The organism is Streptomyces sp. NPDC002490 (assembly GCF_040296045.1).
Classification (GTDB): Bacteria; Actinomycetota; Actinomycetes; order Streptomycetales; family Streptomycetaceae; genus Streptomyces.
The window spans coordinates 1-24,305 of record NZ_JBEOWM010000040.1 but is presented as its reverse complement, the minus strand read 5'-3'; the positions used below and the strand labels follow the sequence as shown (position 1 = coordinate 24,305).

At 71.6% G+C, this 24,305-nt stretch carries 15 protein-coding genes and 1 tRNA gene; 6 read left to right on the top strand and 10 right to left on the bottom strand.

What is annotated here, in order from left to right; all coding sequences use genetic code 11:
* Nucleotides 1-114: 114 nt before the first annotated feature.
* Both ABT092_RS23240 and pyk read left to right on the top strand, forming a co-directional pair.
* Nucleotides 115-1,560: a lysine N(6)-hydroxylase/L-ornithine N(5)-oxygenase family protein gene (locus tag ABT092_RS23240; protein WP_351246941.1), complete on the top strand. Its 1,446-nt coding sequence runs from the start codon at nt 115-117 to the stop codon at nt 1,558-1,560.
* Nucleotides 1,561-1,772: 212 nt separating this feature from the next.
* Nucleotides 1,773-3,203: a pyruvate kinase gene (gene pyk / locus ABT092_RS23235; RefSeq protein WP_351246876.1), complete on the top strand. Its 1,431-nt coding sequence runs from the start codon at nt 1,773-1,775 to the stop codon at nt 3,201-3,203.
* Between the two features lie 294 nt (nt 3,204-3,497).
* On the opposite strand, the gene ABT092_RS23230 is transcribed toward pyk, so the two are convergent.
* Nucleotides 3,498-3,580: transfer RNA gene (locus ABT092_RS23230), tRNA-Leu, on the bottom strand.
* Nucleotides 3,581-3,673: 93 nt separating this feature from the next.
* Between ABT092_RS23230 and ABT092_RS23225 the strand changes: the two genes are divergently transcribed.
* Complete coding sequence (locus tag ABT092_RS23225) at nt 3,674-4,333, top strand: ANTAR domain-containing response regulator (protein ID WP_351246874.1); 660 nt, start codon at nt 3,674-3,676, stop codon at nt 4,331-4,333.
* A gap of 122 nt (nt 4,334-4,455) precedes the next feature.
* Here ABT092_RS23225 and ABT092_RS23220 read toward each other — a convergent pair whose 3' ends face one another.
* From ABT092_RS23220 to ABT092_RS23190, 7 genes are all read right to left on the bottom strand, one after another.
* The gene (locus ABT092_RS23220; RefSeq protein WP_351246872.1) at nt 4,456-5,172 is read right to left on the bottom strand and encodes an ABC transporter ATP-binding protein; all 717 of its coding nucleotides are present in this window, start codon (nt 5,170-5,172) and stop codon (nt 4,456-4,458) included.
* Nucleotides 5,169-5,993 (bottom strand): ABC transporter ATP-binding protein, encoded by an 825-nt coding sequence (locus tag ABT092_RS23215; protein ID WP_351246939.1) that lies wholly within the window; start codon nt 5,991-5,993, stop codon nt 5,169-5,171. Before ABT092_RS23215 ends, ABT092_RS23220 begins: the two co-directional genes overlap by 4 nt.
* 77 nt (nt 5,994-6,070) lie before the next feature.
* Complete coding sequence (locus ABT092_RS23210; protein ID WP_502968488.1) at nt 6,071-7,876, bottom strand: branched-chain amino acid ABC transporter permease; 1,806 nt, start codon at nt 7,874-7,876, stop codon at nt 6,071-6,073.
* The gene (locus tag ABT092_RS23205) at nt 7,873-8,805 is read right to left on the bottom strand and encodes a branched-chain amino acid ABC transporter permease (RefSeq protein ID WP_351246868.1); all 933 of its coding nucleotides are present in this window, start codon (nt 8,803-8,805) and stop codon (nt 7,873-7,875) included. Before ABT092_RS23205 ends, ABT092_RS23210 begins: the two co-directional genes overlap by 4 nt.
* Before the next feature lie 149 nt (nt 8,806-8,954).
* Complete coding sequence (locus tag ABT092_RS23200; protein ID WP_351246937.1) at nt 8,955-10,178, bottom strand: branched-chain amino acid ABC transporter substrate-binding protein; 1,224 nt, start codon at nt 10,176-10,178, stop codon at nt 8,955-8,957.
* 693 nt (nt 10,179-10,871) lie between these two features.
* Nucleotides 10,872-11,339, bottom strand: coding sequence for a PaaI family thioesterase (locus ABT092_RS23195; protein WP_351246866.1), 468 nt, complete (start codon nt 11,337-11,339; stop codon nt 10,872-10,874).
* 76 nt (nt 11,340-11,415) lie between these two features.
* Nucleotides 11,416-13,722 carry an FdhF/YdeP family oxidoreductase gene (locus ABT092_RS23190; protein WP_351246865.1) on the bottom strand — a complete coding sequence of 769 codons (2,307 nt, stop codon included), beginning with the start codon at nt 13,720-13,722 and terminating at the stop codon, nt 11,416-11,418.
* 186 nt (nt 13,723-13,908) lie between these two features.
* Here ABT092_RS23190 and polA point away from each other — a divergent pair, with 186 nt between their 5' ends.
* A complete protein-coding gene (gene polA, locus ABT092_RS23185) occupies nt 13,909-16,638 on the top strand; it encodes a DNA polymerase I (RefSeq protein WP_351246864.1) in 2,730 nt (909 codons plus the stop codon).
* A gap of 275 nt (nt 16,639-16,913) precedes the next feature.
* Complete coding sequence (locus ABT092_RS23180; protein ID WP_351246862.1) at nt 16,914-18,698, top strand: lytic transglycosylase domain-containing protein; 1,785 nt, start codon at nt 16,914-16,916, stop codon at nt 18,696-18,698.
* Between the two features lie 54 nt (nt 18,699-18,752).
* On the opposite strand, the gene hrpB is transcribed toward ABT092_RS23180, so the two are convergent.
* Nucleotides 18,753-21,338 (bottom strand): ATP-dependent helicase HrpB, encoded by a 2,586-nt coding sequence (hrpB, locus tag ABT092_RS23175; RefSeq protein ID WP_351246860.1) that lies wholly within the window; start codon nt 21,336-21,338, stop codon nt 18,753-18,755.
* 121 nt (nt 21,339-21,459) lie between these two features.
* Nucleotides 21,460-22,428 carry a class I SAM-dependent methyltransferase gene (locus ABT092_RS23170; RefSeq protein WP_351246858.1) on the bottom strand — a complete coding sequence of 323 codons (969 nt, stop codon included), beginning with the start codon at nt 22,426-22,428 and terminating at the stop codon, nt 21,460-21,462.
* 237 nt (nt 22,429-22,665) lie between these two features.
* On the opposite strand from ABT092_RS23170, the gene rpsA reads away from it, so the two are divergent.
* Nucleotides 22,666-24,162 (top strand): 30S ribosomal protein S1, encoded by a 1,497-nt coding sequence (gene rpsA / locus ABT092_RS23165; protein WP_351246856.1) that lies wholly within the window; start codon nt 22,666-22,668, stop codon nt 24,160-24,162.
* Nucleotides 24,163-24,305: the final 143 nt, after the last annotated feature.

Sequence of the window (24,305 nt, the reverse complement as noted above, 5' to 3'; positions counted from 1 at the left end):
CCCGTCGAGCGGGCGCCCTCCCGTCCGGGCGCGGTGTCCTCGCCGCACCACCCCCGCACCCAGGCCACCCCCGACCGGGAGGAACCGACCCCGCCCCGGCACAAGGACACCCCCATGGCCCCCGCCCCGACGCCCCCGCGCCCCGCGTCCCCCGCACCCGTCCGGTCCTCCGCCCCGCCGAGCCCCCGGCCGGAGTCCGCCACCCCCCGCGACCTCATCGGCATCGGCATCGGCCCCTTCAACCTCTCCCTCGCGGCCCTCGCCCACCCCCTCACCACCCTGGACGCCGTCTTCTACGACCAGCACCCCGCCTTCCACTGGCACCCCGGGCTGCTGCTCGACGGAGCCACCCTCCAGGTCCCCTTCCTCGCCGACCTCGTCACCCTCGTCGACCCGGCGAACCCCTGGACCTTCCTCAATTACCTCCGCGCCCACGAGCGCCTCTTCCCCTTCTACTTCGCCGAGCGCTTCCACATCCACCGCACCGAGTACGACGCCTACTGCCGCTGGGTCAGCGAAGGACTCCCCAGCCTCCGCTTCGGCCACCGCGTCGACTCCGTCCGCTGGAACCGTGCGGACGCCCTCTTCGACGTCGAGCTCACCCGCCTCGACCCGGACGGCCACCTCCTGTCCCGCGAGCGCGCCCGGGCCAAGAACGTCGCCCTCGGCATCGGCACCGCTCCCCACGTCCCCGAGCCCCTGCGCCCCCTGGCCGACGACCCCGCGGTGGCCGTCCACCACGCCGCCGACTACCTCACCCACCGCGAACGCCTCGCCACCGCCGACCACCTCACCGTCATCGGCTCCGGCCAGTCCGGCGCCGAGGTCTTCCTCGACCTCCTGCGGCAGCGGCCCCCCGGTCGCGAACGCCTCCACTGGCTCGCCCGCACCGAGGCGTTCGCCCCCATGGAGTACTCCAAACTCGGCCTCGAACACTTCACCCCCGACTACACCCGCTACTTCCACGGCCTCCCCGCGTCCGTCCGCGAGGCCCTCGTGCCCCGGCAGTGGCAACTCCACAAGGGCATCGACACCGAGACCATCAGCGCCATCCACGAGGAGCTCTACCGCCGTACCCTGCACGGCGGTTGGCCCGACGTCGTCCTCACCCCCGCGGTCGAGGTCCGCTCCGTCGAACGCCTCGCCGACGCACGGATCGCCCTCCACCTGGAGCACCGGCAGCAACACCGCCACAGTCGGCTCGCCACCGACGCGGTGGTCCTCGCCACTGGCTACCACGAGCGCCCCCTCGGCCCGGTCCTCGCGGACCTCGTCCCCCTGCTGCGCCACGACGAGACCGGACGCCTCCGTGTCGACCGGCACCAACGGCTGGTGCTCGACCCGTCCGTGGTCGGCCCGGGCCGCCACGTCTACGTCCAGAACGCGGAGCGCCACACGCACGGCGTCGGCACCCCCGACCTCGGACTCGCCGCTTGGCGCGGCGCCACCATCCTCAACGACCTCACCGGCAAGAACCCCTACCCCCTGCCCGCCCGCACCGCGTTCACCACCTTCGGACTCGGCCCCGTCGGCTCCCGCGCACAGGACGCGCCCCGCTGAGCCGCACCGCTCGCCGCGGTCCGGTCCCTCCCGGGAGCGTGGCCCCCCTGCCCCGTGCCTCCCGGTGCGAGGCTGGTCGTGGACGCGAGTAAATGCTCATCGGAGCGCCCCTCTGCACAATTCGACAGTTGTTAAAACCCTTTCATGGAAAGGATGTTGGGCAGTCACCGGATACCAATTTCCTACCCGCCGGTAAGCCCTAGGCTCGAACCATGCGCCGAGCAAAAATCGTCTGTACTCTGGGCCCCGCCACTGACTCGTACGACCAGATCAAGGCACTGGTCGAGGTCGGAATGGACGTTGCCCGTTTCAACCTCAGTCATGGGTCTTACGCCGAACACGAGGAGCGCTACCAGCGCGTCCGCAAGGCGGCCGAGGAGACCGGCCGCAGCGTCGGGCTCCTCGCGGACCTCCAAGGTCCCAAGATCCGGCTCGGCCGCTTCCTCGAAGGCCCGGTGCTCCTAGAGCGCGGGGACGCCTTCACCATCACCGTCGAGGACGGAGTCGAAGGGGACCGCCACACCTGCGGGACCACGTACGACGGCCTCGCCGCCGACGTCACCCCCGGTGAACGCATCCTGGTGGACGACGGCAAGGTGACCCTGGAGGTCGTCGCCGTCGACGGTCCTCGGGTGCGCACCACCGTCATCGAGGGCGGCATGGTCTCCGACCACAAGGGCCTCAACCTCCCCGGTGTCGCCGTCTCGGTGCCCGCCCTCTCCGCCAAGGACCAGGAAGACCTCCGCTGGGCGCTGCGTACCGGTTTCGACGTCATCGCCCTTTCCTTCGTGCGGAGCGGACAGGACATCAGGGACGTCCACCGCATTATGAAAGAAGAGGGCCGTTTCGTCCCGGTCATCGCCAAAATCGAAAAGCCCCAGGCGGTCGACAACCTGGACGACATCGTCGCCGCATTCGACGGCCTCATGGTGGCCCGGGGCGACCTCGGCGTCGAAATGCCCCTGGAGCAAGTCCCCCTCGTCCAAAAGCGTGCCGTCAAAATCGCCCGGCGCAATGCCAAGCCCGTCATCGTGGCCACCCAGATGCTGGACTCGATGATCGAGAACTCCCGTCCCACCCGGGCGGAGGCGTCCGACGTGGCCAACGCCGTCATCGACGGCACCGATGCGGTGATGCTCTCCGGCGAGACCAGCGTCGGGAAGTACCCGATCGAGACGGTGCGGACCATGGCGCGGATCGTCGAGGCCGCCGAGGAGGAGCTCCTCGCCAAGGGGCTGCCGCCGCTGACCGAGGCCAACAAGCCGCGCACCCAGGGCGGGGCGGTCGCCCGTGCGGCCGCGGAGATCGGCGACTTCCTCGGTGCCAAGTTCCTCGTCGCCTTCACGCAGTCCGGCGACACCGTCAGGCGTCTGTCCCGGTACCGTTCGCCGATCCCGCTGCTCGCCTTCACGCCCGACGCGGCGACCCGCTCCCAACTCAATCTCACCTGGGGCGTGGAGACCTTCCTCGGGCCCCGGGTCGATTCCACCGACGCCATGGTCGAGCAGGTGGACGAGCAGCTCCTGAGGATCGGTCGCTGCGAACGCGGTGACACGGTGGTGATCACCGCGGGTTCCCCGCCCGGGGTCGCGGGCTTCACCAATCTGGTCCGCGTCCACCACATCGGTGACAACCCGTCCTGATCGACCCGCGTGAACGACGCCTCCCGCCCGGTCGTCCGGACCGGGCCCGGGTGCGTACCCCTCCGCCCCGGCGCACGCGCCCCGTTCCGGAGCCGCCCTGGGCGGCCCCGGAACCTCCGGAGCGCCCGTCCGGCGCGTCCGGAACGGCCGTCGTTGCCGCCCTCGCGGCGGGAAGGTGCGCTTCGTCGAACGCCCGTGCAGAGAAGGTCCATACGGCTACTCTGCGTGACGGAACGGTGTCTTGGGTAGCGAAAAAGCGGAAGTTCACACGAAGGTGAGCTTCCGCTTCAGGAGTGCCGGGTGCGGGATTCGAACCCGCACGCCCTTTCGGACAGATGTGTTTGAGACATCAGCGTCTGCCATTCCGCCAACCCGGCCGAGCACCCGAGCAGCATACCGGGTCGGCGGCCTTCCCCGCTGCTGGGTAGGCTGCATAACCACGAGAACAGGCCCGTCATGAGGAGCCCCAGGTGACCGCCCCCGAGCCACCCCAGCCCGAAGCAGACGACGACAAGTCGCACGTGCCTCCGCTGACGACCCGTGTGGTCATCGCCGAGGACGAGGCGCTGATCCGCCTCGACCTCAAAGAGATGCTGGAGGAAGAGGGCTACAGCGTGGTCGGCGAGGCGGGCGACGGCGAGACGGCCGTGGCCCTCGCCCAGGAACTCCGCCCGGACCTGGTGATCCTCGACGTGAAGATGCCCAAGCTGGACGGCATCTCCGCGGCCGAGCGGATCGCCGGGGAGTCCATCGCCCCGGTGCTGATGCTCACCGCGTTCTCCCAGCGGGACCTGGTGGAACGGGCGCGCGACGCCGGAGCCATGGCCTACCTGGTCAAGCCGTTCAGCAAGAGCGACGTCGTGCCGGCCATCGAGATGGCGGTCTCGCGCTTCACGGAGCTGCGCACCCTGGAGCAGGAGGTCGCCGACCTCACCCAACGGCTGGAGACCCGCAAGCTGGTGGACCGGGCCAAGTCGGTGCTCCAGACCGAGTACGGGCTGACCGAGCCGGCCGCGTTCCGCTGGATCCAGAAGACGTCCATGGACCGCAGGCTGTCGATGCGCGAGGTCGCGGAGGCCGTGATCGAGGACGGCCGGGAGCGCCGTGCGGCCAAGGAGAAGCAGCAGTAGGCGTCCTGGGGCGTGGGGGCGGTCGCGACGGCCGTCGCACGCACCGGCGAGGGCCCGTCACCCGGGTGGGCGCCCGGGCGGCGGGCCTCCTGTGTGCCGTGGCCGAGGACGGGGCGCGCGCTTCAGTCCTCGCCCAGGTACGCCTTGCGGACGGACTCGTCGTGGAGGAGCTCCGCTCCGGAGCCGGAGAGGACGATCCGGCCGGTCTCCATGACGTAGCCGCGGTCGGCGAGGGAGAGCGCGGCCCGGGCGTTCTGCTCCACCAGCAGGATCGTGGTGCCCAGGGCCTTCAGCTCGACGATGGTCGCCATGATCTTCTGCATCATGATCGGCGAGAGCCCCATGGACGGCTCGTCGAGCATGAGGAGCTTCGGCCGGGACATCAGGGCCCGCCCCATGGCCAGCATCTGTTGCTCGCCGCCGGAGAGGGTGCCCGCGGCCTGCGCCCGGCGCTCCTCTAGGACGGGGAAGAGGGCGTAGGCCCGGGCGATGTCCCGGTCGATCCCGTCGACGTCCTCGCGCAGGAACGCGCCGAGTCGGAGGTTCTCCTCGATGGTGAGGCGGGGGAAGACGCGGCGGCCCTCGGGCGAGTGGGCGAGGCCCAGGGCGACGATCTCGTGGGCGGGGGTGGAACCCAGCGGGACGCCGGCGAAGGAGATGCTGCCGGCGAGCGGTCTGAGCAGGCCCGAGATGGTGCGCAGGGTGGTGGTCTTGCCTGCGCCGTTGGTGCCGATCAGGGTGACGACCTGCCCCGCGTCCACGGTGAAGGAGATCCCCTTGACGGCCTCGATCCTGCCGTAGGCGACCTTCAGGTCCTTGACGTCCAGGAGTGCGGTCACGGGGTGTCCCCTTTCGGGCGGGTGGCGCGGGTGCCGCCGGCGGGGTCGACGTCCCCGGCCGGGACGGCGTCCGCCGGGTCCTCGGGGACCCCCTCGTACGGGGCGCCGAGGTAGGCGGCGACGACGCGTTCGTCGCGCCGGACGACGTCGCTGGTGCCCTCGACCAGCTTTTCGCCCTGGACCAGGCAGGCGACCCGGTCGCTGAGGCCGAAGACGAAGCGCATGTCGTGCTCGATCACGAGCACGGCGGTGCCCTGGTCGCGGATGGCGAGGACGAGTTCCTCGGCGGCGCGGGTCTCCTGCGGGTTCATGCCGGCGGTGGGTTCGTCGAGCAGGAGCAGCCCGGGGTCGCTGGCGAGCGCCCGGGCGATTTCGAGCTTGCGCTGTTCCCCGTAGGGGAGGTTGCGGGCGAGGTGGTCGCGCTTGGGGGCGAGTCCGACGAAGTCGAGGAGCTCCATCGAGCGTTCCTCCAAGGCCCGCTCCGCCCGGGTGAACGCGGGCCCGCGCAGGAGGGCGGACCACAGCCCCTCCTTGGTGCGGGTGTGCCGCCCGACCAGCACGTTCTCCAGGACGGTCATGTGGGCGAAGAGCCGGATGTTCTGGAAGGTGCGGGCGATCCCGGCCCGGGTGACCAGGTGGGGCTTGGGCGGGAGGACCCTGCCGCGGTAGGTGACGGTGCCTTCGGCGGGGACGTAGAGGCCGGTGAGGCAGTTGAAGAAGGTGGTCTTCCCCGCACCGTTGGGCCCGATGAGGCCGACGATCTCGCCGGCGTCGACGGTGAGGTCGACGGAGCGCACGGCGGTGAGGCCCCCGAAACGCATGGTGACCCCGGTGGCCCGTAGCACGGCGGTGTCGGGGGCGGGCCGGGGACGGGTGCCGGTGGTGGTGTTCACGTGGGTCACGCCCCCGCCTTGGTGGTGTCCACGGCCGGGTCGGGTGCGTGCCGCCCGCCGGGTGGGTCGAGTGGGTCGGTCTCGTGGAACGCGAGCCGCTGGCGCCGGTCGGCGACGATGCCCTCGGGACGGAACCGCATCAGCACCACCAGCGCGATGCCGAACGCGAGCAGGGACTTGTCCTGGAGGAACACGAGCTTCTCGGGCAACAGGTAGAGGAGCGCGGCGCCCAGCAGGGGGCCGCTGACCGTGCCCATCCCGCCGAGCACCACGGCGGCGAGCAGGAACGCGGAGTTCGGCGGGGTGGAGCCGGCGAACTGGTACGGGGTGGGCACCACGTTGTAGGTGACGTGGGCGCTCACGGTGCCGGCCAGACCGGCGAGGGCGGCACCGAGCGCGAAGGCGGTCAGCTTGACGCGGAAGCCGTTGATCCCCATGGCGGTGGCGGCGGTCTCGTCCTCGCGGATGGCGACCCAGGCGCGGCCGATGCGGGAGTCCGCGGCCCGGTTGTAGACGATCACGACGACGGCCATCACCAGCACCATCAACAGGTAGTAGTTGGCGAACCTGCCGAGGGTGATGCCGGCCACCTCGTGGGTCTCGCCGAAGTCGAAGCCGAGGAACTGGAGGTCGGGGATGGCGGGGATGCCGGTGGGGCCGTTGGTGAGGTCGGGTCCGGAGTCCCCGTCGAGGTTGTTGACCGCGATGCGGAAGATCTCGCCGAAGCCGAGGGTGACGATGGCGAGGTAGTCGCCGCGCAGCCGCAGGGTGGGGGCACCGATGAGGATTCCGAAGAGGAGGGAGGCCGCGGCCCCGGTGAGCGCCGCCGCCCAGAAGGGGAACTGCACCCCGGAGAAGCGGGAGAACTCGGACCCGGAGACCAGGGCCGCCGTGTAGGCGCCGACGCCGAGGAAGGCGACGTACCCGAGGTCGAGGAGACCGGCGAGGCCCACCACGACGTTCAGGCCGAGGGCGACGGTCCCGAAGATCAGGATGTTGACGCCGATGTTGGTGTAGTGGTCGTCGTTCTGGGTGAACGGGAAGAGGATCGCCGCGGCGAAGCCCATCGCCAGGGTGAAGGACCGGTTGTCGGCGGTCAGTCGGGAGAACCGCTCGACGGCCCCGGCCGCGTGCAGGGCCCAGATCCCGGAGACGACGACGATGAGGTAGCCGATGAAGGTCTCGCCCTCTTCGGAGGGGGTGTCCACGCCGTAGGTGAAGACGGCCAGCCCCACCATGACGACCAGGGTGATGACCGCCCGTTGCACCCAGGGTGCGGCCGGGCGGCTCGGCACGGCGAGCCGCTCCGGTCTGCGGACGAGCCGGCGCAGCACCTCGCGCCGGTCGACGGTGCCGTCGGGGCGGGACGCGGCGGGTTGGGGGAGTGCGAGCACCCCCAGCAGGGGCAGCGCGGAGGCCGCCGTGGCGATGTGGCCGCCCGGTTCCAGGTGGGCCAGGCCGCCGAGGGTGACGGCGATGGCGAGGGTGGTGAACCAGGTGGTGGCGAAGAGCCCGAGCGCGCTGAGCACGAGCGGGGCGTCGGTGCCGCCCGGGTTCAGCCGGCGCACCCCGGGGACGGGACGGGTCGCCAGCGCGAACAGCAGGGTCAGGCCGGCGGCGACGAGGGTCATCCACTGGAGGCCGCCGGGGTATCCGTGGACGGTGAGGTCGCCGGGGAAGGCGCTGGTCCAGGTCCAGGCGAGGAACGGCGTCACGAGGCTCGCGCCGGCGCCGGCGAGGACCAACGCACGGGCCGCCGGGACCGGGAGGGGCAGGAGCGCGGCGTACCGGTTCGTCGTCACGGCCCTCACGCCCTGTCCGTGACGCGTTCGCCGAGCAGCCCCTGGGGCCGCACCAGGAGGACGAGGATGAGCAGGCAGAAGGCCCAGACGTTGGCCCAACTGGCGCCGCCGAGCTGGTCCATCCCGGGCACTCCGTCGATGTAGGCGCTGGCCAGCGTCTCGGCCAGGCCGAGGACGACCCCGCCGAGCATGGCGCCGTAGACGTTGCCGATGCCGCCGAGGACGGCCGCGGTGAACGCCTTGAGCCCCATGATGAAGCCCATGCGGTACTCGACGTGCCCGTACTTGAAGCCGTAGGCCACCGCCGCCACGGCGGCGAAGAACCCGCCGATGGCGAAGGCGATGACGATGATGCGGTGGGTGTCGATGCCCATGAGCTGCGCCGTGTCGGGGTCCTGTGCGGTGGCCTGCATGGCGCGTCCGGTGCGGCTGCGCCGGACGAAGAGGGCGAGTCCGGTCATGCAGACGACGGCGACCGCGAGGAGGAAGACGTCGGCCCGGGTGAGGGTCAGGGAGCCGATCTGGTGGCTCCCGCCGCCGAGTTGGGGGAAGACGCGCGGCTTGTCGGCACGGGGGTAGAAGTTGCGGACGGCCTCCTGGAGCGCCAGGGAGAGGCCGATGGCGGTGATCAGGGGCGCCAGGCGTGGTGCTCCGCGCAGGGGCCGGTAGGCGAACCTCTCGGCCCCCACGGCGAAGAGGACGGCGATCAGTCCGCCGCCGAGGAGCATCAGGGGCAGGGCGGCCCAGATCGAGGTGCCGGTGGGCAGGACGTAGGCGTACACGGTGAGCGCGCCGAAGCCGCCGACCATGAAGATCTCGCCGTGTGCGAAGTTGATCAGCTGGACGATGCCGTAGACCATCGTGTAGCCGATGGCGATCAGCCCGTACATCGAGCCGAGGAGCAGCCCGTTGGCCAGCTGTTGCGGCAGGGTGTTCACCGCGTGGCCTCCATAGTCGCTTGGGGGGCGGGGTGGGTCAGACGCGGGGCCGCGCGGTCGGGTGCGTCGTCCGCGCGGCCCGGGGGTGCCCGCCGGACTCCGGGGTGGTGTCGGTGTCCGGGCGTCGGCCGGTGCGGTGCCGTGGTCCGTCAGCTGTTGTGGGTGCCGGTCTTGACGGCTTCCCACGTGCCCTGCTCGACCTGGTAGACGGTCAGTTGCTTGTTGCCGGTGTCCCCGTACTCGTCGAAGGAGACCTTGCCGGTGATGCCCTCGAAGTCGCTCTTGCCGACCGCTTCGACGACCTGTTCGCGCAGGTCGTCCCCGCCGGGCAGCTTGCCGTCGTTGGCTTCCTTGACCGCCTTGACGGCGTTGATGATCGCGGACGCGGCGTCGTAGGAGTAGCCGCCGTAGGTGCCGTAGTCGCCCTTGTACCCCTTGGCCTTGTAGGTCTCGATGAAGGTCCTGGCGGCCGGCAGGGTGTCGACCGGGACGCCGACGGAGGTGGCGAGGTCGCCCTCGGCGGTGGCGCCCGCGGTCTCGATGTAGGTGGGGGTGAACATGCCGTCGCCGCCGAACAGCGGGATCTTCGCCCCGGCCTCCTTCAGTTGCTTGGTGATGAGTTGGGACTCGTCGTACTGGCCGCCGTAGTAGACGAGATCGGGCTCGGCGTCCTCGATCTTGGTGATGAGGGCGGCGAAGTCCTTGTCCCCGGTGTTGATGCTGTCGGTGCCGACGACCGTGCCGCCCGCCTCCTGGAAATCCTCTCGGAAGATCTTCGCGAGGCCGGCGCCGTACGCCTGCTTGTCGTCGACCACGTAGACCTTCTTCTTCTTGAGGGTGTTGAAGGCGTAGTCGGCCGCGAATCCACCTTGGATGACGTCGGTCGTCGCGGTGCGGAAGTACGTGGCGTAGGGGCGCTTCTTGTCGCCGTTCTGCCAGTTCTTGCCCTGAGTGAGTTCTGGATCGGTGTTGGAGGGGGAGATCTGGACCAGATTGGCGGAGGCGAAGACCTGCTGCATGGACCGGGCGACCCCCGAGTTGAGCGGGCCGACGACCCCGACGACGGACTTGTCGCCGACCAGGGCTGTTGCGTTCTGTTGTCCGGTGGCCGGTTGCGCCTTGTCGTCGAGCGCTTTGAGCTCGAATTTCACACCAGGAACGAGCTTCTTTTCGTTGGCGTCGTCGACGGCGATCTTGACGCCGCCCCGGATGCCGAGTCCCGTTGCGGAATTCTCCCCGGACAGGGGTGCGTCCACACCGATGGTGAGGGTCGTGTCGCCGCTGGAGCCGTCCCCCGCGCCCGTGTCGTCGCGCGAGCCACAAGCGGTGAGGGCGAGCGCTCCGGTGGTGAGAACGGAGGTGAGCATCAGCAAAGAACGCTGTCGCACGATCAGTCCTTTCCGTCGACCCGCCCTTCCCTGAATGGGTCGGAGCAATGTCGAACTGGTACTGAACTCCCGATGGATCGGTGACTGGCGGTGACTCTAAAGCCTGACTCCCGGCCCGGGGCAGTGGCCCGGATGCGCTTGTGACTCTCTTGTTATGACAGGGCGGAATTTAAGATTCCGTTCTTTGTGGTGAAGGTGGCTCCGGAGTTTCTCCCGGTGGTCGGCATTCCGTGCGCGAACCCCTCCGCTGAGCAGTGCGGGATGTACCGGAGAGCGGTCGCTCGGTGATCTTTCGGCTGCGGGAAATGATCGATAATTTAGATGGGGTCACCATTGAGGCGATGAATCAAGATCGCCTTTCCGCTACTCGATGTGACGGGGGTGTGCATTCCCGAGAATTCGTACCGGGCTCCCTTGTCGGTCTTTTCCTCGTGATTTCCGGGAATGGTGGATGAAGGCTCCACGAAGCGGGTGGAGCCGAGTGGGGCGGAACGATCCGGGAGTGCGGAGAGGGGGCGGGGCGTCTCTCCTGCGGCAGGGGCGCGGCGCGGGCGTGCCCGGGAGCGTCGGGGGACGATCGATCCCCCGGTGGCGAACGGGCGTGCCTCCCCGTCACCGCCCGGGAACGCGTCGAGCCCGCGGGCGGACCCGCGGGCTCGACAGGTGGGGCGGGCGCGCTCAGCCCTTCGGGGCGTCCGCTTCGCGCAGCATGCAGGTGAGGCGCGCGGTGCACACCCGCCGGCCCTCGGCATCGGTGACGGCGATCTCGTAGGTGGCGGTGGAACGGCCCCGGTGCACGGGGGTCGCGGTGCCGGTGACGGAGCCGGAGCGCACCCCGCGGTGGTGGGTGCAGTTGAGGTCCACGCCCACCGCGATCCGGCGTGCCCCGCCGTGCAGCATCGCGCCGATGGAACCGAGGGTCTCGGCGAGGACCGCCGACGCCCCGCCGTGCAGCAGCCCGTACGGCTGGGTGTTGCCCTCGACGGGCATCGTCCCGACGACGCGCTCGGCGGACGCCTCCTGGATCTCGATGCCCATGCGGGTGCCGAGGTGCCCCGCGGAGAACAGGGCGGGCAGGTCGACGCCGAGGCCCGCGTACTCGTCGACGACCTCCTGGGGGAACTTCACCGTGCGCTGCTCGCCCATGGACTCCTCCTCGGTGGCGCCGGGTCGCTCGACCCGGCGTGTCCGTCCCTTCCTACCAGGTCGGGTGAGCGGTCGCTCAGGTGCCTGCGGGCTCCGTGCCGGACGGTTCGAGCCGGATCACCACGGACTTGCTCGCCGGAGTGTTGCTGGTGTCGGCCGTCGCGTCGAGGGGCACGAGGACGTTCGTCTCCGGGTAGTACGCGGCGGCGCACCCGCGCGCGGTCGGGTAGTGGACCACCCGGAACCCCGGAGCGCGCCGCTCGACCCCGTCCCGCCACTCGCCCACCAGATCGGCGTGGGACCCGTCGGGGAACCCGAGCGCCCGGGCGTCCTCCGGGTGGACCAGCACCACGCGGCGTCCGTTCCTGATGCCCCGGTAGCGGTCGTCGAGCCCGTAGACGGTGGTGTTGTACTGGTCGTGGGAGCGCAGCGTCTGGAGCAGCAACCGCCCGGCGGGGACGTGGGGGTGGGTGACGGGCTCGGCCGTGAAGTTGGCCTTGCCGGTGGCGGTGGGGAAGCGGCGCTCGTCGCGCGGGGCGTGCGGGAGGGTGAACCCGCCGGGCCGGGAGACCTTGGCGTTGAAGTCCTCGAAGCCGGGCACCACGCGCGCGATGCGGTCGCGGATCCTCGCGTAGTCGACGGCGAAGTCCTCCCAGGGCACGACGCTGCGGTCGCCGAGCACGGCACGGGCCAGCCGACAGACGATCACCGGCTCGGACAGCAGCTCGGGGCCGGCCGGGGCGAGCCGCCCCCGTGAGGCGTGGACCACGCCCATGGAGTCCTCGACGGTCACGAACTGCGGCCCGCCCGCCTGCACGTCGCGTTCGGTGCGCCCGAGGGTCGGCAGGATCAGGGCGTGCGCCCCGGTGACGACGTGCGAACGGTTCAGCTTGGTGGAGACGTGCACGGTCAACCGCGCCCGCCGCACCGCGGCTTCGGTGACGGCGGTGTCCGGGGAGGCGGAGACGAAGTTGCCGCCCATGGCCACGAGGACCTTCGCCGCGCCGTCGCGCAGCGCCCGGATGGCGCGGACCACGTCGTGGCCGTGCGCCCGCGGGGGAGCGAAGCCGAACTCCTCCGCCAGCGCGTCGAGGAAGGCGTCCGCCGGGCGCTCGAAGATGCCCATCGTGCGGTCGCCCTGCACGTTGGAGTGGCCGCGCACCGGGCACACCCCGGCACCGGGCCGACCGACGGCCCCCCGTAGCAGCAGGAGGTTGACCACCTCCTTGATGGTCGCGACGGAGTGCTTGTGCTGGGTCAGGCCCATCGCCCAGCACACCACCGTCCGACGGGAGGCGAGGAGCATCCGGAACGCCTCCTGCACGGCGGCGCGTTCCAGTCCGGTCGCGGCGAGCGTCCGCTCCCAGTCGGCGGCCCGGGCGGCGGTCGCGAACGCCTCGAAGCCGTGGGTGTGCGCACGGACGAACTCGTGGTCCACGGCCCCCGCGGTGCCGTTCGCGTCGGCGTCCAGCAGCAGCCGGTTGAGCAGGCGGAACAGCGCCTGGTCGCCGCCGATGCGGATCTGGAGGAACAGATCGGTCAGGGCGGTGCCCCGCAGCAGCCCCCGGGGACTCTGCGGGTCCTTGAACCGTTCCAGCCCCGCCTCCGGCAGCGGATTGATCGTGATGATCTTCGCCCCGGCCCGCTTGGCCTTCTCCAGCGAGCCGAGCATCCTCGGGTGGTTCGTCCCCGGGTTCTGCCCGGCGACGACGATCAGGTCGGCCCGGTGGAGGTCTTCGAGCAAGACGCTGCCCTTGCCGACGCCGAGCGTCTCGGTGAGCGCCGACCCCGAGGACTCGTGGCACATGTTGGAACAGTCGGGGAGGTTGTTGGTGCCGAACTCGCGGACGAAGAGCTGGTAGAGGAACGCCGCCTCGTTGCTGGTGCGTCCGGAGGTGTAGAAGACGGCCTCGTCGGGCGAGTCCAGCGCGTTCAACTCCGCGGCGATCAGCTCGAAGGCGCGCTCCCAGGAGATCGGCCGGTAGTGGTCCGCGCCTTCGGGCAGGTGCAGGGGGTGGGTGAGGCGCCCCTGCTGTCCGAGCCAGTAGCCGCTGCGGGCGGCCAGCCCGGACACGGAGTGCTCGGCGAAGAAGGCGGGGCCGACCCGCCTCAGAGTGGCCTCCTCGGCGACGGCCTTGGCGCCGTTCTCGCAGAACTCCGCCGTGTGGCGGCGCTCCGGCTCCGGCCAGGCGCAGCCGGGGCAGTCGAAGCCGTCCTCCTGGTTGACGCGCAGCAGGGTGAGCGCGGTGCGCCGCACGCCCATCTGTCGGTGCGCGTGGCGCAGGGCGTGCCCGACGCCGGGCAGCCCCGCCGCCGCGTGCCGGGGCGGGGTCACCTCGGGATCGTCCTGCACCGGGTCGTGCCGGGGCGGTTCACTGGCCATCTCGGCTCCTCGTCGAGCGCGGGCGCCCGCGGTGACGTGCCCGCGGGGCCCTCCTGCCGTCCTTGCCGCTCCCTGTCTATACCGTCCCGGCTCCGTTCCGCGCCCCCGCGGTCCCGCCCGGGTGCGCAGGGGGCGTCCGGGGCGGGGCGGCCACGGCTGTCGGTGCGGCGTGGCAGGATCGGGGGCGTGGCAGAGACAGCATCGAAGAAGACCGGGACCGCGGCGGGCACGGGCGGGGGTGACCGGCCCCGACTGCTCCTCATGGACGGGCACTCGCTGGCGTACCGGGCGTTCTTCGCGCTGCCCGCGGAGAACTTCACGACCGCGGCGGGTCAGACGACGAACGCGATCTACGGGTTCGCCTCGATGCTGGCGAACACCCTGCGTGACGAGGCGCCCACGCACTTCGCGGTCGCCTTCGACGTCTCGCGGCGGACGTGGCGCTCCGCGGAGTACGCCGACTACAAGGCGAACCGTTCGAAGACCCCCGACGAGTTCCGGGGCCAGGTCGAGCTGATCGGCGAACTGCTGGACGCGATGCACGCCGAGCGGTTCGCCGTGGACGGCTTCGAGGCCGACGACGTGATCGCCACCCTGGCCACGCAGGCGGAGGCCGAGGGCTTCGAGGTGCTGATCGTCACGGGTGACCGCGACTCCTTCCAGTTGGTCAGCGACCACACCACGGTGCTGTACCCGACGAAGGGCGTCTCGGAGCTGACCCGGTTCACCCCGGAGAAGGTCCAGGAGAAGTACGGCCTGACCCCGGCGCAGTACCCGGACTTCGCCGCGCTGCGCGGCGACCCCTCGGACAACCTGCCCGGCATCCCCGGGGTGGGGGAGAAGACCGCGGCGAAGTGGATCAACCAGTTCGGCTCGTTCGCGGAGCTGGTGGAGCGGGTCGACGAGGTCAAGGGCAAGGCCGGGCAGAACCTGCGCGACCACTTGGAGGCCGTGCAGCTCAACCGCCGGCTCACCGAGCTCACCCGGGACGTCGAGCTGCCCAGGACCGTCACCGACCTGGAACGCGCCCCGTACGACCGCAAGGCCGTGGCGCTGGTCCTGGACACCCTGGAGATCCGCAACCCGTCCCTGCGCGAGCGGTTGCTCGCGGTGGACCCGGGAGAGGCCGGGGACGAGCCGGTGATCGAGGCGGCCGTCGAGGTCGACGGCAGCGTGCTGGGGACCGGCGAGGTCGCCCCCTGGCTGGCCGGGCACGCGGACGCCCCCCTCGGGCTGGCCACGGTGGACACCTGGTCCCTCGGGACGGGCTCGGTGACCGAGGTCGCCCTCGCCGCCGCCGACGGAGCGGCGGCCTGGTTCGACCCGGCCCAGCTGGACGAGGCGGACGAGAACGCGTTCGCCGGCTGGCTGGCCGACGCCGACCGGCCGAAGGTGCTGCACAACGCCAAGGGCGTGCTGCGGGCCTTCGCCGAGCACGGCTGGACGATCGAGGGCATCGCCATGGACACGGCCCTGGCCGCGTACCTGGTGAAGCCCGGACGCCGCTCCTTCGCGCTGGACGCGCTGACCCTGGAGTACCTGGGACGGGAACTGGCGCCGGCCGCCGCCCCCGACGGGCAGCTCGCGTTCGGCGTGGACGAACAGGCGGAGGCGCAGGCCCTGATGGTGCAGGCGCGGGCCGTGCTCGACCTCGGCGGTGCCTTCGGGACCCGGTTGCCGGAGGTCGGCGCGGCCGATCTGCTGCGCGAGGTGGAACTGCCCACCTCCGTGCTGTTGGCGCGGATGGAGCGGCACGGCATCGCCGCCGACCGGGCGCACCTGGAGTCCATGGAGCAGATGTTCGCGGGCGCCGTCCAGCAGGCGGTGAAGGAGGCGCACGCCGCGGTGGGCCGTGAGTTCAACCTCGGCTCCCCCAAGCAGCTCCAGGAGGTGTTCTTCGGGGAGCTGAACCTGCCGAAGACCAAGAAGACGAAGACCGGGTACACCACCGACGCCGATGCGCTCGCCTGGCTCGCCACCCAGACCGACCACGAACTGCCCGTCATCATGCTCCGCCACCGGGAGCAGGCGAAGCTGCGGGTCACCGTCGAGGGGTTGATCAAGACGATCGCCGCGGACGGCCGCATCCACACCACCTTCAACCAGACCGTCGCGGCCACGGGGCGACTGTCCTCCACCGAGCCGAACCTCCAGAACATCCCCGTCCGCACCGACGAGGGCCGGGCGATCCGGCGGGGGTTCGTCGTCGGGGCGGGCTTCGAGTCCCTGATGACGGCGGACTACAGCCAGATCGAACTGCGGGTGATGGCGCACCTGTCCGAGGACGCGGGACTCATCGAGGCGTTCACCTCCGGCGAGGACCTGCACACCACCGTCGCCTCCCAGGTGTTCGGCGTGGACCGGTCCGCGGTGGACCCGGAGATGCGCCGCAAGATCAAGGCCATGTCCTACGGTCTGGCCTACGGCCTGTCGGCGTTCGGGCTCTCCCAGCAGCTCAACATCGAGGCGGCGGAGGCCCGCGCCCTGATGGACACGTACTTCGAGCGCTTCGGCGGGGTCCGCGACTACCTCCAGCGGGTGGTGGAGGAGGCCCGCGCCACGGGGTACACGGAGACCCTGTTCGGCCGGCGCCGGTACCTCCCCGACCTCAACAGCGACAACCGCCAGCGCCGGGAGATGGCCGAACGGATGGCCCTCAACGCCCCCATCCAGGGCACGGCCGCCGACATCGTCAAGATCGCGATGCTGAACGTCGACCGGGCGATGGACGAGGCACGGCTGGCCTCCCGCATGCTCCTCCAGGTCCACGATGAAATCGTGCTGGAGGTCGCTCCCGGAGAGCGCGAGCCGCTGGAGGCGCTGGTGCGCCGGGAGATGGCGGACGCGGTGCGCCTGCGGGCCCCGCTCGACGTGTCGGTCGGTGTCGGCGACACCTGGGAGTCGGCCGCCCACTGAGGCGCCGCCACGGGAGTGGGCGGGGCCTCGGCATGCTCGTGCGCACGGCGAGGCCCCGCCCTTACGGCAACCGGCTCCGGGCCCGTGACGGCGGGAGGGAGCCCCCGGTCGCGAGTCGTGCGCGCCCGCCCACCCCCCACCAATGAGCCAATCGCCCATAACGGTCACTGGCCCGTACCTACGCGGGGGAAGTTGCCGTAGGGTCACTGGCGTCGGGGTGCGCCAGAGCCGCGCGCACCGCGAACGGGCACCGGCGGAAGGGGAATCGGGGATTCATGGCGGCGTACTTCGGCAAACGGCTGTACAAGGGGGCGGCGACCACCGCCGTGGCGGCGTTGGCCGTGGCGGCACTCTCCGCCTCGGGCGCTCCTGGAGCCCAGGGAGTGACCGATTCCGTCTCGGGCCTCCAGACGCTCGACAACCTGCCGAACGAAGAGGGCGCCGAGCCCTCGGCCACCGGAGACTCGCCCTACTACACGGAACTCCCACCGCTCAAGAGCCCGGCGGTGCCCCCCACCGCGGGTGAACAGGCCACCGGCGGCCGGTCCGAGTCCGGCATCCCGGCCACCGTCCTCGACGCCTACAAGAAGGCCGAATCGTCACTGCGCGCCTCCCAGCCGGAGTGCAAGCTGCCGTGGCAACTGCTCGCCGCGATCGGCAAGGTCGAGTCGGGCCACGCCAGCGGAGGCCGGGTCGACGCGGACGGCACCACGACCACACCGATCCTCGGCCCCGTCCTCAACGGCAACGGCTTCGCCACCATCAGGGACACCGACAACGGCGCCTACGACGACGACCCGCACTACGACCGCGCCGTGGGCCCGATGCAGTTCATCCCCTCCACCTGGGGTCAGGGCGGACCGGACGGCGAGGGCTGGGGCGCCGACGGCAACGGCGACGGCCAGCGCAACCCCAACAACATCTACGATGCCGCGCTCGCCGCCGGACGCTACCTCTGCGCCGGTGGCCGCGACCTCTCCTCCGCTTCCCAACTCCGGGCCGCGATCCTCAGCTACAACCGTTCCACCGAGTACGTGAACACCGTGCTGTCGTGGCTGGAGTACTACCGCGAGGGCACCCACGAGATCCCCGACGGAACCGGCACCGTGCCCAAGGAGCGCAGCCGCCCGGACAGGTCCGAGGACGCCGACGGGGCGGCGGAGCGCCGACCGCCCCGCTCCGGGGACGCACCCGAGCCCTCCCCCCGGCCCGAGGGCCCGGGCCGCAGCCCGTCGCCCGAGCCCGAAGAGCCCCGCACCCCGCCGACGACGCCGCCCACCACACCGCCCGCCAAGCCCCCGACCAAGCCGCCCGCCCCGCCGCCGGCCACCCGACCCACCACACCTCCGACCAAGCCCCCCACGCCCACCGACACCGTGATGCGACTGGTGGCGGCCAGCAGCGCACAGCTGACGGCGACCGCCGGGGAGGCCTTCGCCCAGCAGGCCAAGGTGCGTGCGGTCACCCGGTCCGGCGACCCGGTGGCCGGGGTGCGGGTCCGCTTCGCCGTCCAGGGCGAAACCGACACCGCCTTCCCCGGCGGCGAACGCTTCGCCAGCGTCCTCACCGACCGGTCCGGGTTCGCCACCGCGCCCGCACTGATCGCGGGGGAGCAGACCGGCCGCTTCGAGGTCCGCGCCGCGGTGGTGGGCCGCAGCGTGCACACCGACCTCGCGGCCACCGTCGTCCAGCGCGAGGCCGACGCCCTCGTCCGCATCGGCGACGAGGAGTTGGTCTGCCTGCCGGGTGCGCAGTTCCCGGACGCCATCGAGGTCAAGGCCACCCGCCGGGGAGCCGCGGCCGGCCGGGTCGCCGCCACGGCGACCCTCGTCAAGTCCGCCGACGGCCCTGCCGAGAACGACCGGGGCCCCCACTTCAAGGACGCTGACGGCAATCCCGTGCGCACCCGGACCGACCTCGTCACCGACGAGGACGGACTGCTCCGCCTGCCCGCACTCTTCGCGGACGAGACCCCGGGCACCCACCTGCTCCGCATCACCACCGCCGGCGGCGCCACCCTCACCATCGAGCTCACGATCGAGAAGACGCCCGCCGTCTGAGGCGGTGTCCGCCCGCCCGGGCCCGCCGCTCGGCGGGCCCGGGCGGACACCACCTCATCCCCCCGCCCGGGCCGTGGTGTGCCGAGTCGGCGGCGCCGTCGACGGATCCTCCGGCCACGGGTGCTTGGGGTAGCGCCCCCGCAACTCGGCCCGCACCGCCCGGTACCCCTGGGACCAGAACGAGGGAAGGTCCGCGGTCACCGCAGCCGGCCGGCCCGCCGGGGACAACAGGTGCATCAACAGCGGCACCCCCGCCACCTCGGGCGTGCGCACCCACCCGAACACCTCCTGCAACTTCACCGCGAGCACCGGCCGTTCGGGGTTCGCGTAGTCCACCCTGATCCGGGAGCCGCTCGGCACCTCGATGCGTTCGGGTGCCAGCGCGTCCAGGCGGGCGGCCTCCCCGCTCGCCCAGGGCAGCAACCGGGTCAGCGCCCGCCCCGCATCGATGCGCGCCAACTGCGCCCGGTTCCGCACCCGCCCCAGTTCCGGCTCCAGCCACTCCGCGGCGCGCGCGATCAGTGCCGCATCGGACACCTCGGGCCAGCCGCCGCCCAGGGTGCGGTGCAGGAACGCCAGCCGCTGCCTCAGCACCGTGGCGTCACGGTCCCAGCCGAGCAGGCCCAGCCCCTCCCGGCGCAACCCCTCCAACACCGCTTCCCCGACCAGCGCGGGATCGGGCTCCGCCAACGGGCGCACCGACAACTCCACCGCTCCCAACCGCTCGACCCGCCGCGCCACCAGGTCCCCGTCCGACCAGGCGACCTCGTCCCCCTCGGTGCGCAGGGACCCGGCAGCCCGGTGCGCGACCCCCTCGTCCACCGCGGCGGCGAGCCGGACCCGGGCGTGCCCCGCCCCCGCCGGCCGGTCCGCCACGGCCACCGCCAGCCAGGGCACGCCCCGCAGTGCCGAGCCCTCGCCCAACTGGGCCCGGGTGCCCGACACCATCCGGTAGTCGCCCTCGCCCCGTTCCCTGGCCAGCCGTTCCGGAAAGGCCAACGCCGCCACGAGTCCCGCCACCCGGTCCCGGTCGTCGAGCAGGGAGTCCTGAGCGGGCCGGACCCCGACCGATGGGCCCCCGGAGCGCTCGTGGTCCGCCCCGTCCACGGCCGCCGTCAGCCGGCGCACCTCGGCCTTCCACCGTGCGCCGTAGCCGTCGTCGCCCCGTCGGGCGGAGCGCCACGCGGCCGCGAGGTCGTCCCCGTATGCCCGGGGAGGCTCCTCGCTCAACAGCGCCACCACCTCGGCCGCCTGCCGCCCGCCCACCTCCGCGGCCCCGTCCAACAGGGCCCGCGCGAGTCGTGGGTGCAGCCCCACGCGCGCCATCCGCAGCCCGCGCCGGGTCACCCGACCCGATCCGTCGACCGCGCCGAGCGCGCCGAGGCTGGCCCGTGCGGCGGCGAGCGCACCCGGTGGAGGCGCGTCCAACAGGGCGAGGCCGGTCGCCTCCGGGTCACCCCACACCGCGCTCTGCAAGGCGAACGCCGTCAACTCGGCCACCTTGATCTCCGGAAGCGGGAACGGGGCCAACCGGTCGTGCTCCGCGGGCGACCAACAGCGGTACACCGTCCCCGGGGCCTCCCGCCCGGCCCGCCCGGCCCGCTGGTCGGCGGCGGCCCGGGACACCCGCACCGTCGTCAGGGAACCGAGTCCCCGGGCGTGGTCCGTCCGCGGCTCCCGGGCCAGTCCCGCGTCCACCACGGTCCGCACGCCCGGCACGGTCAGGCTGGACTCGGCCACCGAGGTCGTCAGCACCACCCGGCGCGCCGACCCACCGGCCAACACCGCGTCCTGCACGGCGGCCGGGGCCCGTCCGTGCACCTGGAGGACCTCGGCGCCGCCCTCGCCCGAGGGGGCCGGGAGGTCCGCCAGCTGCCCCGCCACCCGGGCGATCTCCCCGACCCCGGGCAGGAAGCACAGCACGTCCCCCGTCCGCTCCGCCCAGGCCCGCCGCACCACCGAGGCGACGTGCGCGAGCAGGGCCGGGTCGACCCGGGTGCCGTGCGGAGGTCGCACCGTGCGCGGGGGCGGTGCCCACACCACGTCCACCGGATGGGACGCCCCCGCCGTCTCCACCACCGGTGCCCCGCCCAGGAGTTCGGCCCAGCCGCGCGCGTCGGTGGTCGCCGACGCGGCCACCAGCCGGAGGTCCGGACGGAGCGTGCCCCGCACGTCGAGCAGGAAGGCGGCAGCGGTGTCCGCGTCCAGGTGCCGCTCGTGGCACTCGTCCAGGACCACCGTCCCCACCCCCGTCAACTCCTGCTCCCGCTGGAGCCGTTGGAGCAGCACGCCGGTCGTGACCACTTCGACCACGGTCTGCGGGCCCACCACCCGCTCACCGCGCACGGTGAACCCCACGCGCCCGCCGGGCCGTTCGCCCAGCAGCCAGGCCATCCGGCGCGCGGCGGCCCGGGCGGCGATCCGACGCGGCTCGGCGACGAGGACCCGGTGGGGAGCGGGCGACCCCGGTCGGTCGCCCTGCGGGCCGACGAGACCGGCGAGCACCAGCGGCACCAGGGTCGTCTTGCCCGTGCCGGGCGGTGCGCAGAGCACCGCCGTCCCGTGGTCGTCCAGGGCGGACAGCAGGGCGGGCACGGCCTCGCGCACCGGGAGACGGTCGAGTGCATCGGTTCGGATCATGCGGTCAGTGTGCGGCCTGGGCGCGACCGGTGCGTTCGGTTATCCACAAGCGGGGTGGGATCGCATGATGATGTGATTTTCCATGGTGCAGGGGGCGCGCAGCCGGGCCCGGGGGCGATCCCTACCGCTCGCAGACGAAGACCGCGGTGCCGGGGATCAGGTGCCCGCGCAGCGGCGACCAGCCGCCCCACTCCTCCCCGTTCCACTCCGGCCACTCCGGCTCCACCAGGTCCACCAGGCGGAACCCGGCGGCCACCACGTCCCGCACCCGGTCGCCGAGCGTGCGGTGGTGCTCCACGTACACGGCCTCGCCGCTCTCGTCCTGCTCCACGTAGGGCGTGCGGTCGAAGTACGACGCGGCCACCGACAGGCCCTCGGGACCCGGCTCGTCGGGGAAGGCCCAGCGGATCGGGTGGGTCACCGAGAAGACGAACCGGCCGCCCGGTCGCAGCACCCGACGCACCTCGCGCAGCACCCGCACCGGGTCCGCGACGAACGGGAGCGCCCCGTAGGCCGAACACGCCAGGTCGAAGGAGTCCGGCCGGAACGGCAGCGCTCCGGCGTCCGCCTCCACCAGGGCCACCCCGTCCGACCCGATCCGCAGGGCGTGCTGGAGCTGCCGGTGCGACAGGTCGAGCGCCACCGCCCGGGCCCCCTGCGCGGCCAGCCAGCGCGAGCACTGCGCGGCTCCCGCCCCGATCTCCAGGACGTCCCGCCCGGCCAGTTCCGTCGCCGGCCCCAGCAGCGCGGCGTCCGCCTCGTCCAGCCCCTCGGGGCCCCAGACGAACCGGTCGTCCCCGAGGAACGCCCCGTGGTCGCTCTGGTACTCGTCGGCGTTGCGGTCCCACCAGCCGCGGTTGGCGCGGCTGCTCTCCGTGCCCGAAACGGTGCGCCGGGTGGCTTCCGGCTCGGGCAGTTCGACCTCTTGGATGATTGGCTCCCTCGTCGTACTCTTCCGACGAACCGCGGACGCGTTCCACGTCGGCCGAAAGAGATCGGTCCATGGCCGGATGTGGCCGCTGTGGCCTCGTGTGACGGTTTCGGTGCCGGGAATGCGGCGATCCGCCCCGGGTGTGCGCCTTTCGCGCATTGACCCTGTCCGGCTGCCCCCGTATGCTACAAGTTGCGCTGCGAGCCTGCGCTCCTCAGACAGAGCAGGCTGCGCTCGCGTCTGTATGTATGTCCCCTCGGTTTCGAGGTGTGGTCCGTTTCCCCGCGAGGGTGCGGAGCGCGCTTCTCAGGACTGTCCGGCCTTCTGCAGAGCGACAACGGCTCCCGGCGTAGCAGTACCTACGACTTCAATGTCCGTACCGGAGCCCTTTCCCACATGACGAGCAGCACCGAGACCACCGCCACCACCCCGCAGGTAGCGGTCAACGACATCGGTAACGAGGAAGCCTTCCTCGCCGCGATCGACGAGACGATCAAGTACTTCAACGACGGCGACATCGTCGACGGCGTCATCGTGAAGGTCGACCGGGACGAGGTCCTGCTCGACATCGGTTACAAGACCGAAGGTGTCATCCCGAGCCGCGAGCTCTCGATCAAGCACGACGTCGACCCCAACGAGGTCGTCGCCGTCGGTGACGAGATCGAGGCCCTCGTCCTCCAGAAGGAGGACAAGGAAGGCCGCCTGATCCTCTCGAAGAAGCGCGCCCAGTACGAGCGTGCCTGGGGCACCATCGAGAAGATCAAGGAAGAGGACGGCATCGTCACCGGTACCGTCATCGAGGTCGTCAAGGGTGGTCTCATCCTCGACATCGGCCTCCGCGGCTTCCTCCCGGCCTCCCTGGTCGAGATGCGTCGCGTCCGCGACCTCCAGCCGTACGTCGGCAAGGAGCTCGAGGCGAAGATCATCGAGCTGGACAAGAACCGCAACAACGTGGTCCTGTCCCGCCGTGCCTGGCTGGAGCAGACCCAGTCCGAGGTCCGCCAGACGTTCCTCACCACCCTCCAGAAGGGCCAGGTCCGCTCCGGCGTCGTGTCCTCGATCGTCAACTTCGGTGCCTTCGTGGACCTGGGTGGCGTCGACGGTCTCGTCCACGTCTCCGAGCTCTCCTGGAAGCACATCGACCACCCCTCCGAGGTCGTCGAGGTCGGTCAGGAAGTCACCGTCGAGGTCCTCGACGTGGACATGGACCGCGAGCGCGTCTCCCTGTCGCTCAAGGCGACCCAGGAAGACCCGTGGCAGCAGTTCGCCCGGACGCACCAGATCGGTCAGGTCGTCCCCGGCAAGGTCACCAAGCTCGTTCCGTTCGGTGCGTTCGTCCGCGTGGACGAGGGCATCGAGGGCCTGGTCCACATCTCCGAGCTGGCCGAGCGCCACGTGGAGATCCCGGAGCAGGTCGTCCAGGTCAACGACGAGATCTTCGTCAAGGTCATCGACATCGACCTGGAGCGTCGCCGCATCAGCCTCTCGCTGAAGCAGGCCAACGAGTCCTTCGGTGCCGACCCGTCCGCGGTCGAGTTCGACCCGACCCTGTACGGCATGGCCGCGTCCTACGACGACCAGGGCAATTACATCTACCCCGAGGGCTTCGACCCCGAGACCAACGACTGGCTCGAAGGGTACGAGAAGCAGCGCGAGGAGTGGGAGCGCCAGTACGCGGAGGCGCAGACCCGCTTCGAGCAGCACCAGGCCCAGGTCATCAAGTCCCGCGAGGCCGACGCGGAGGCTGCCGCCGAGGGTGGCGACGCCGTCGCCGCCCAGGCTGCCTCCGGTGGCGGTTCGTACTCCTCGGAGTCCGCGGACAACTCCGGTGCCCTGGCTTCGGACGAGGCGCTCGCCGCGCTCCGCGAGAAGCTCGCCGGTGGCCAGAGCTGAGGCTCCCCACTAGGCGCTAGCCGCTGACGTCGGGCCCGCACCCCTTCCCCTTGGGTTCTAACGGTCCTCGCAACACCCGCGATGTGTGGGAGTTGCGAGGACCGTGGCTGTTGGACGCGATGATCTTGCGGGGTTGCGGGAGC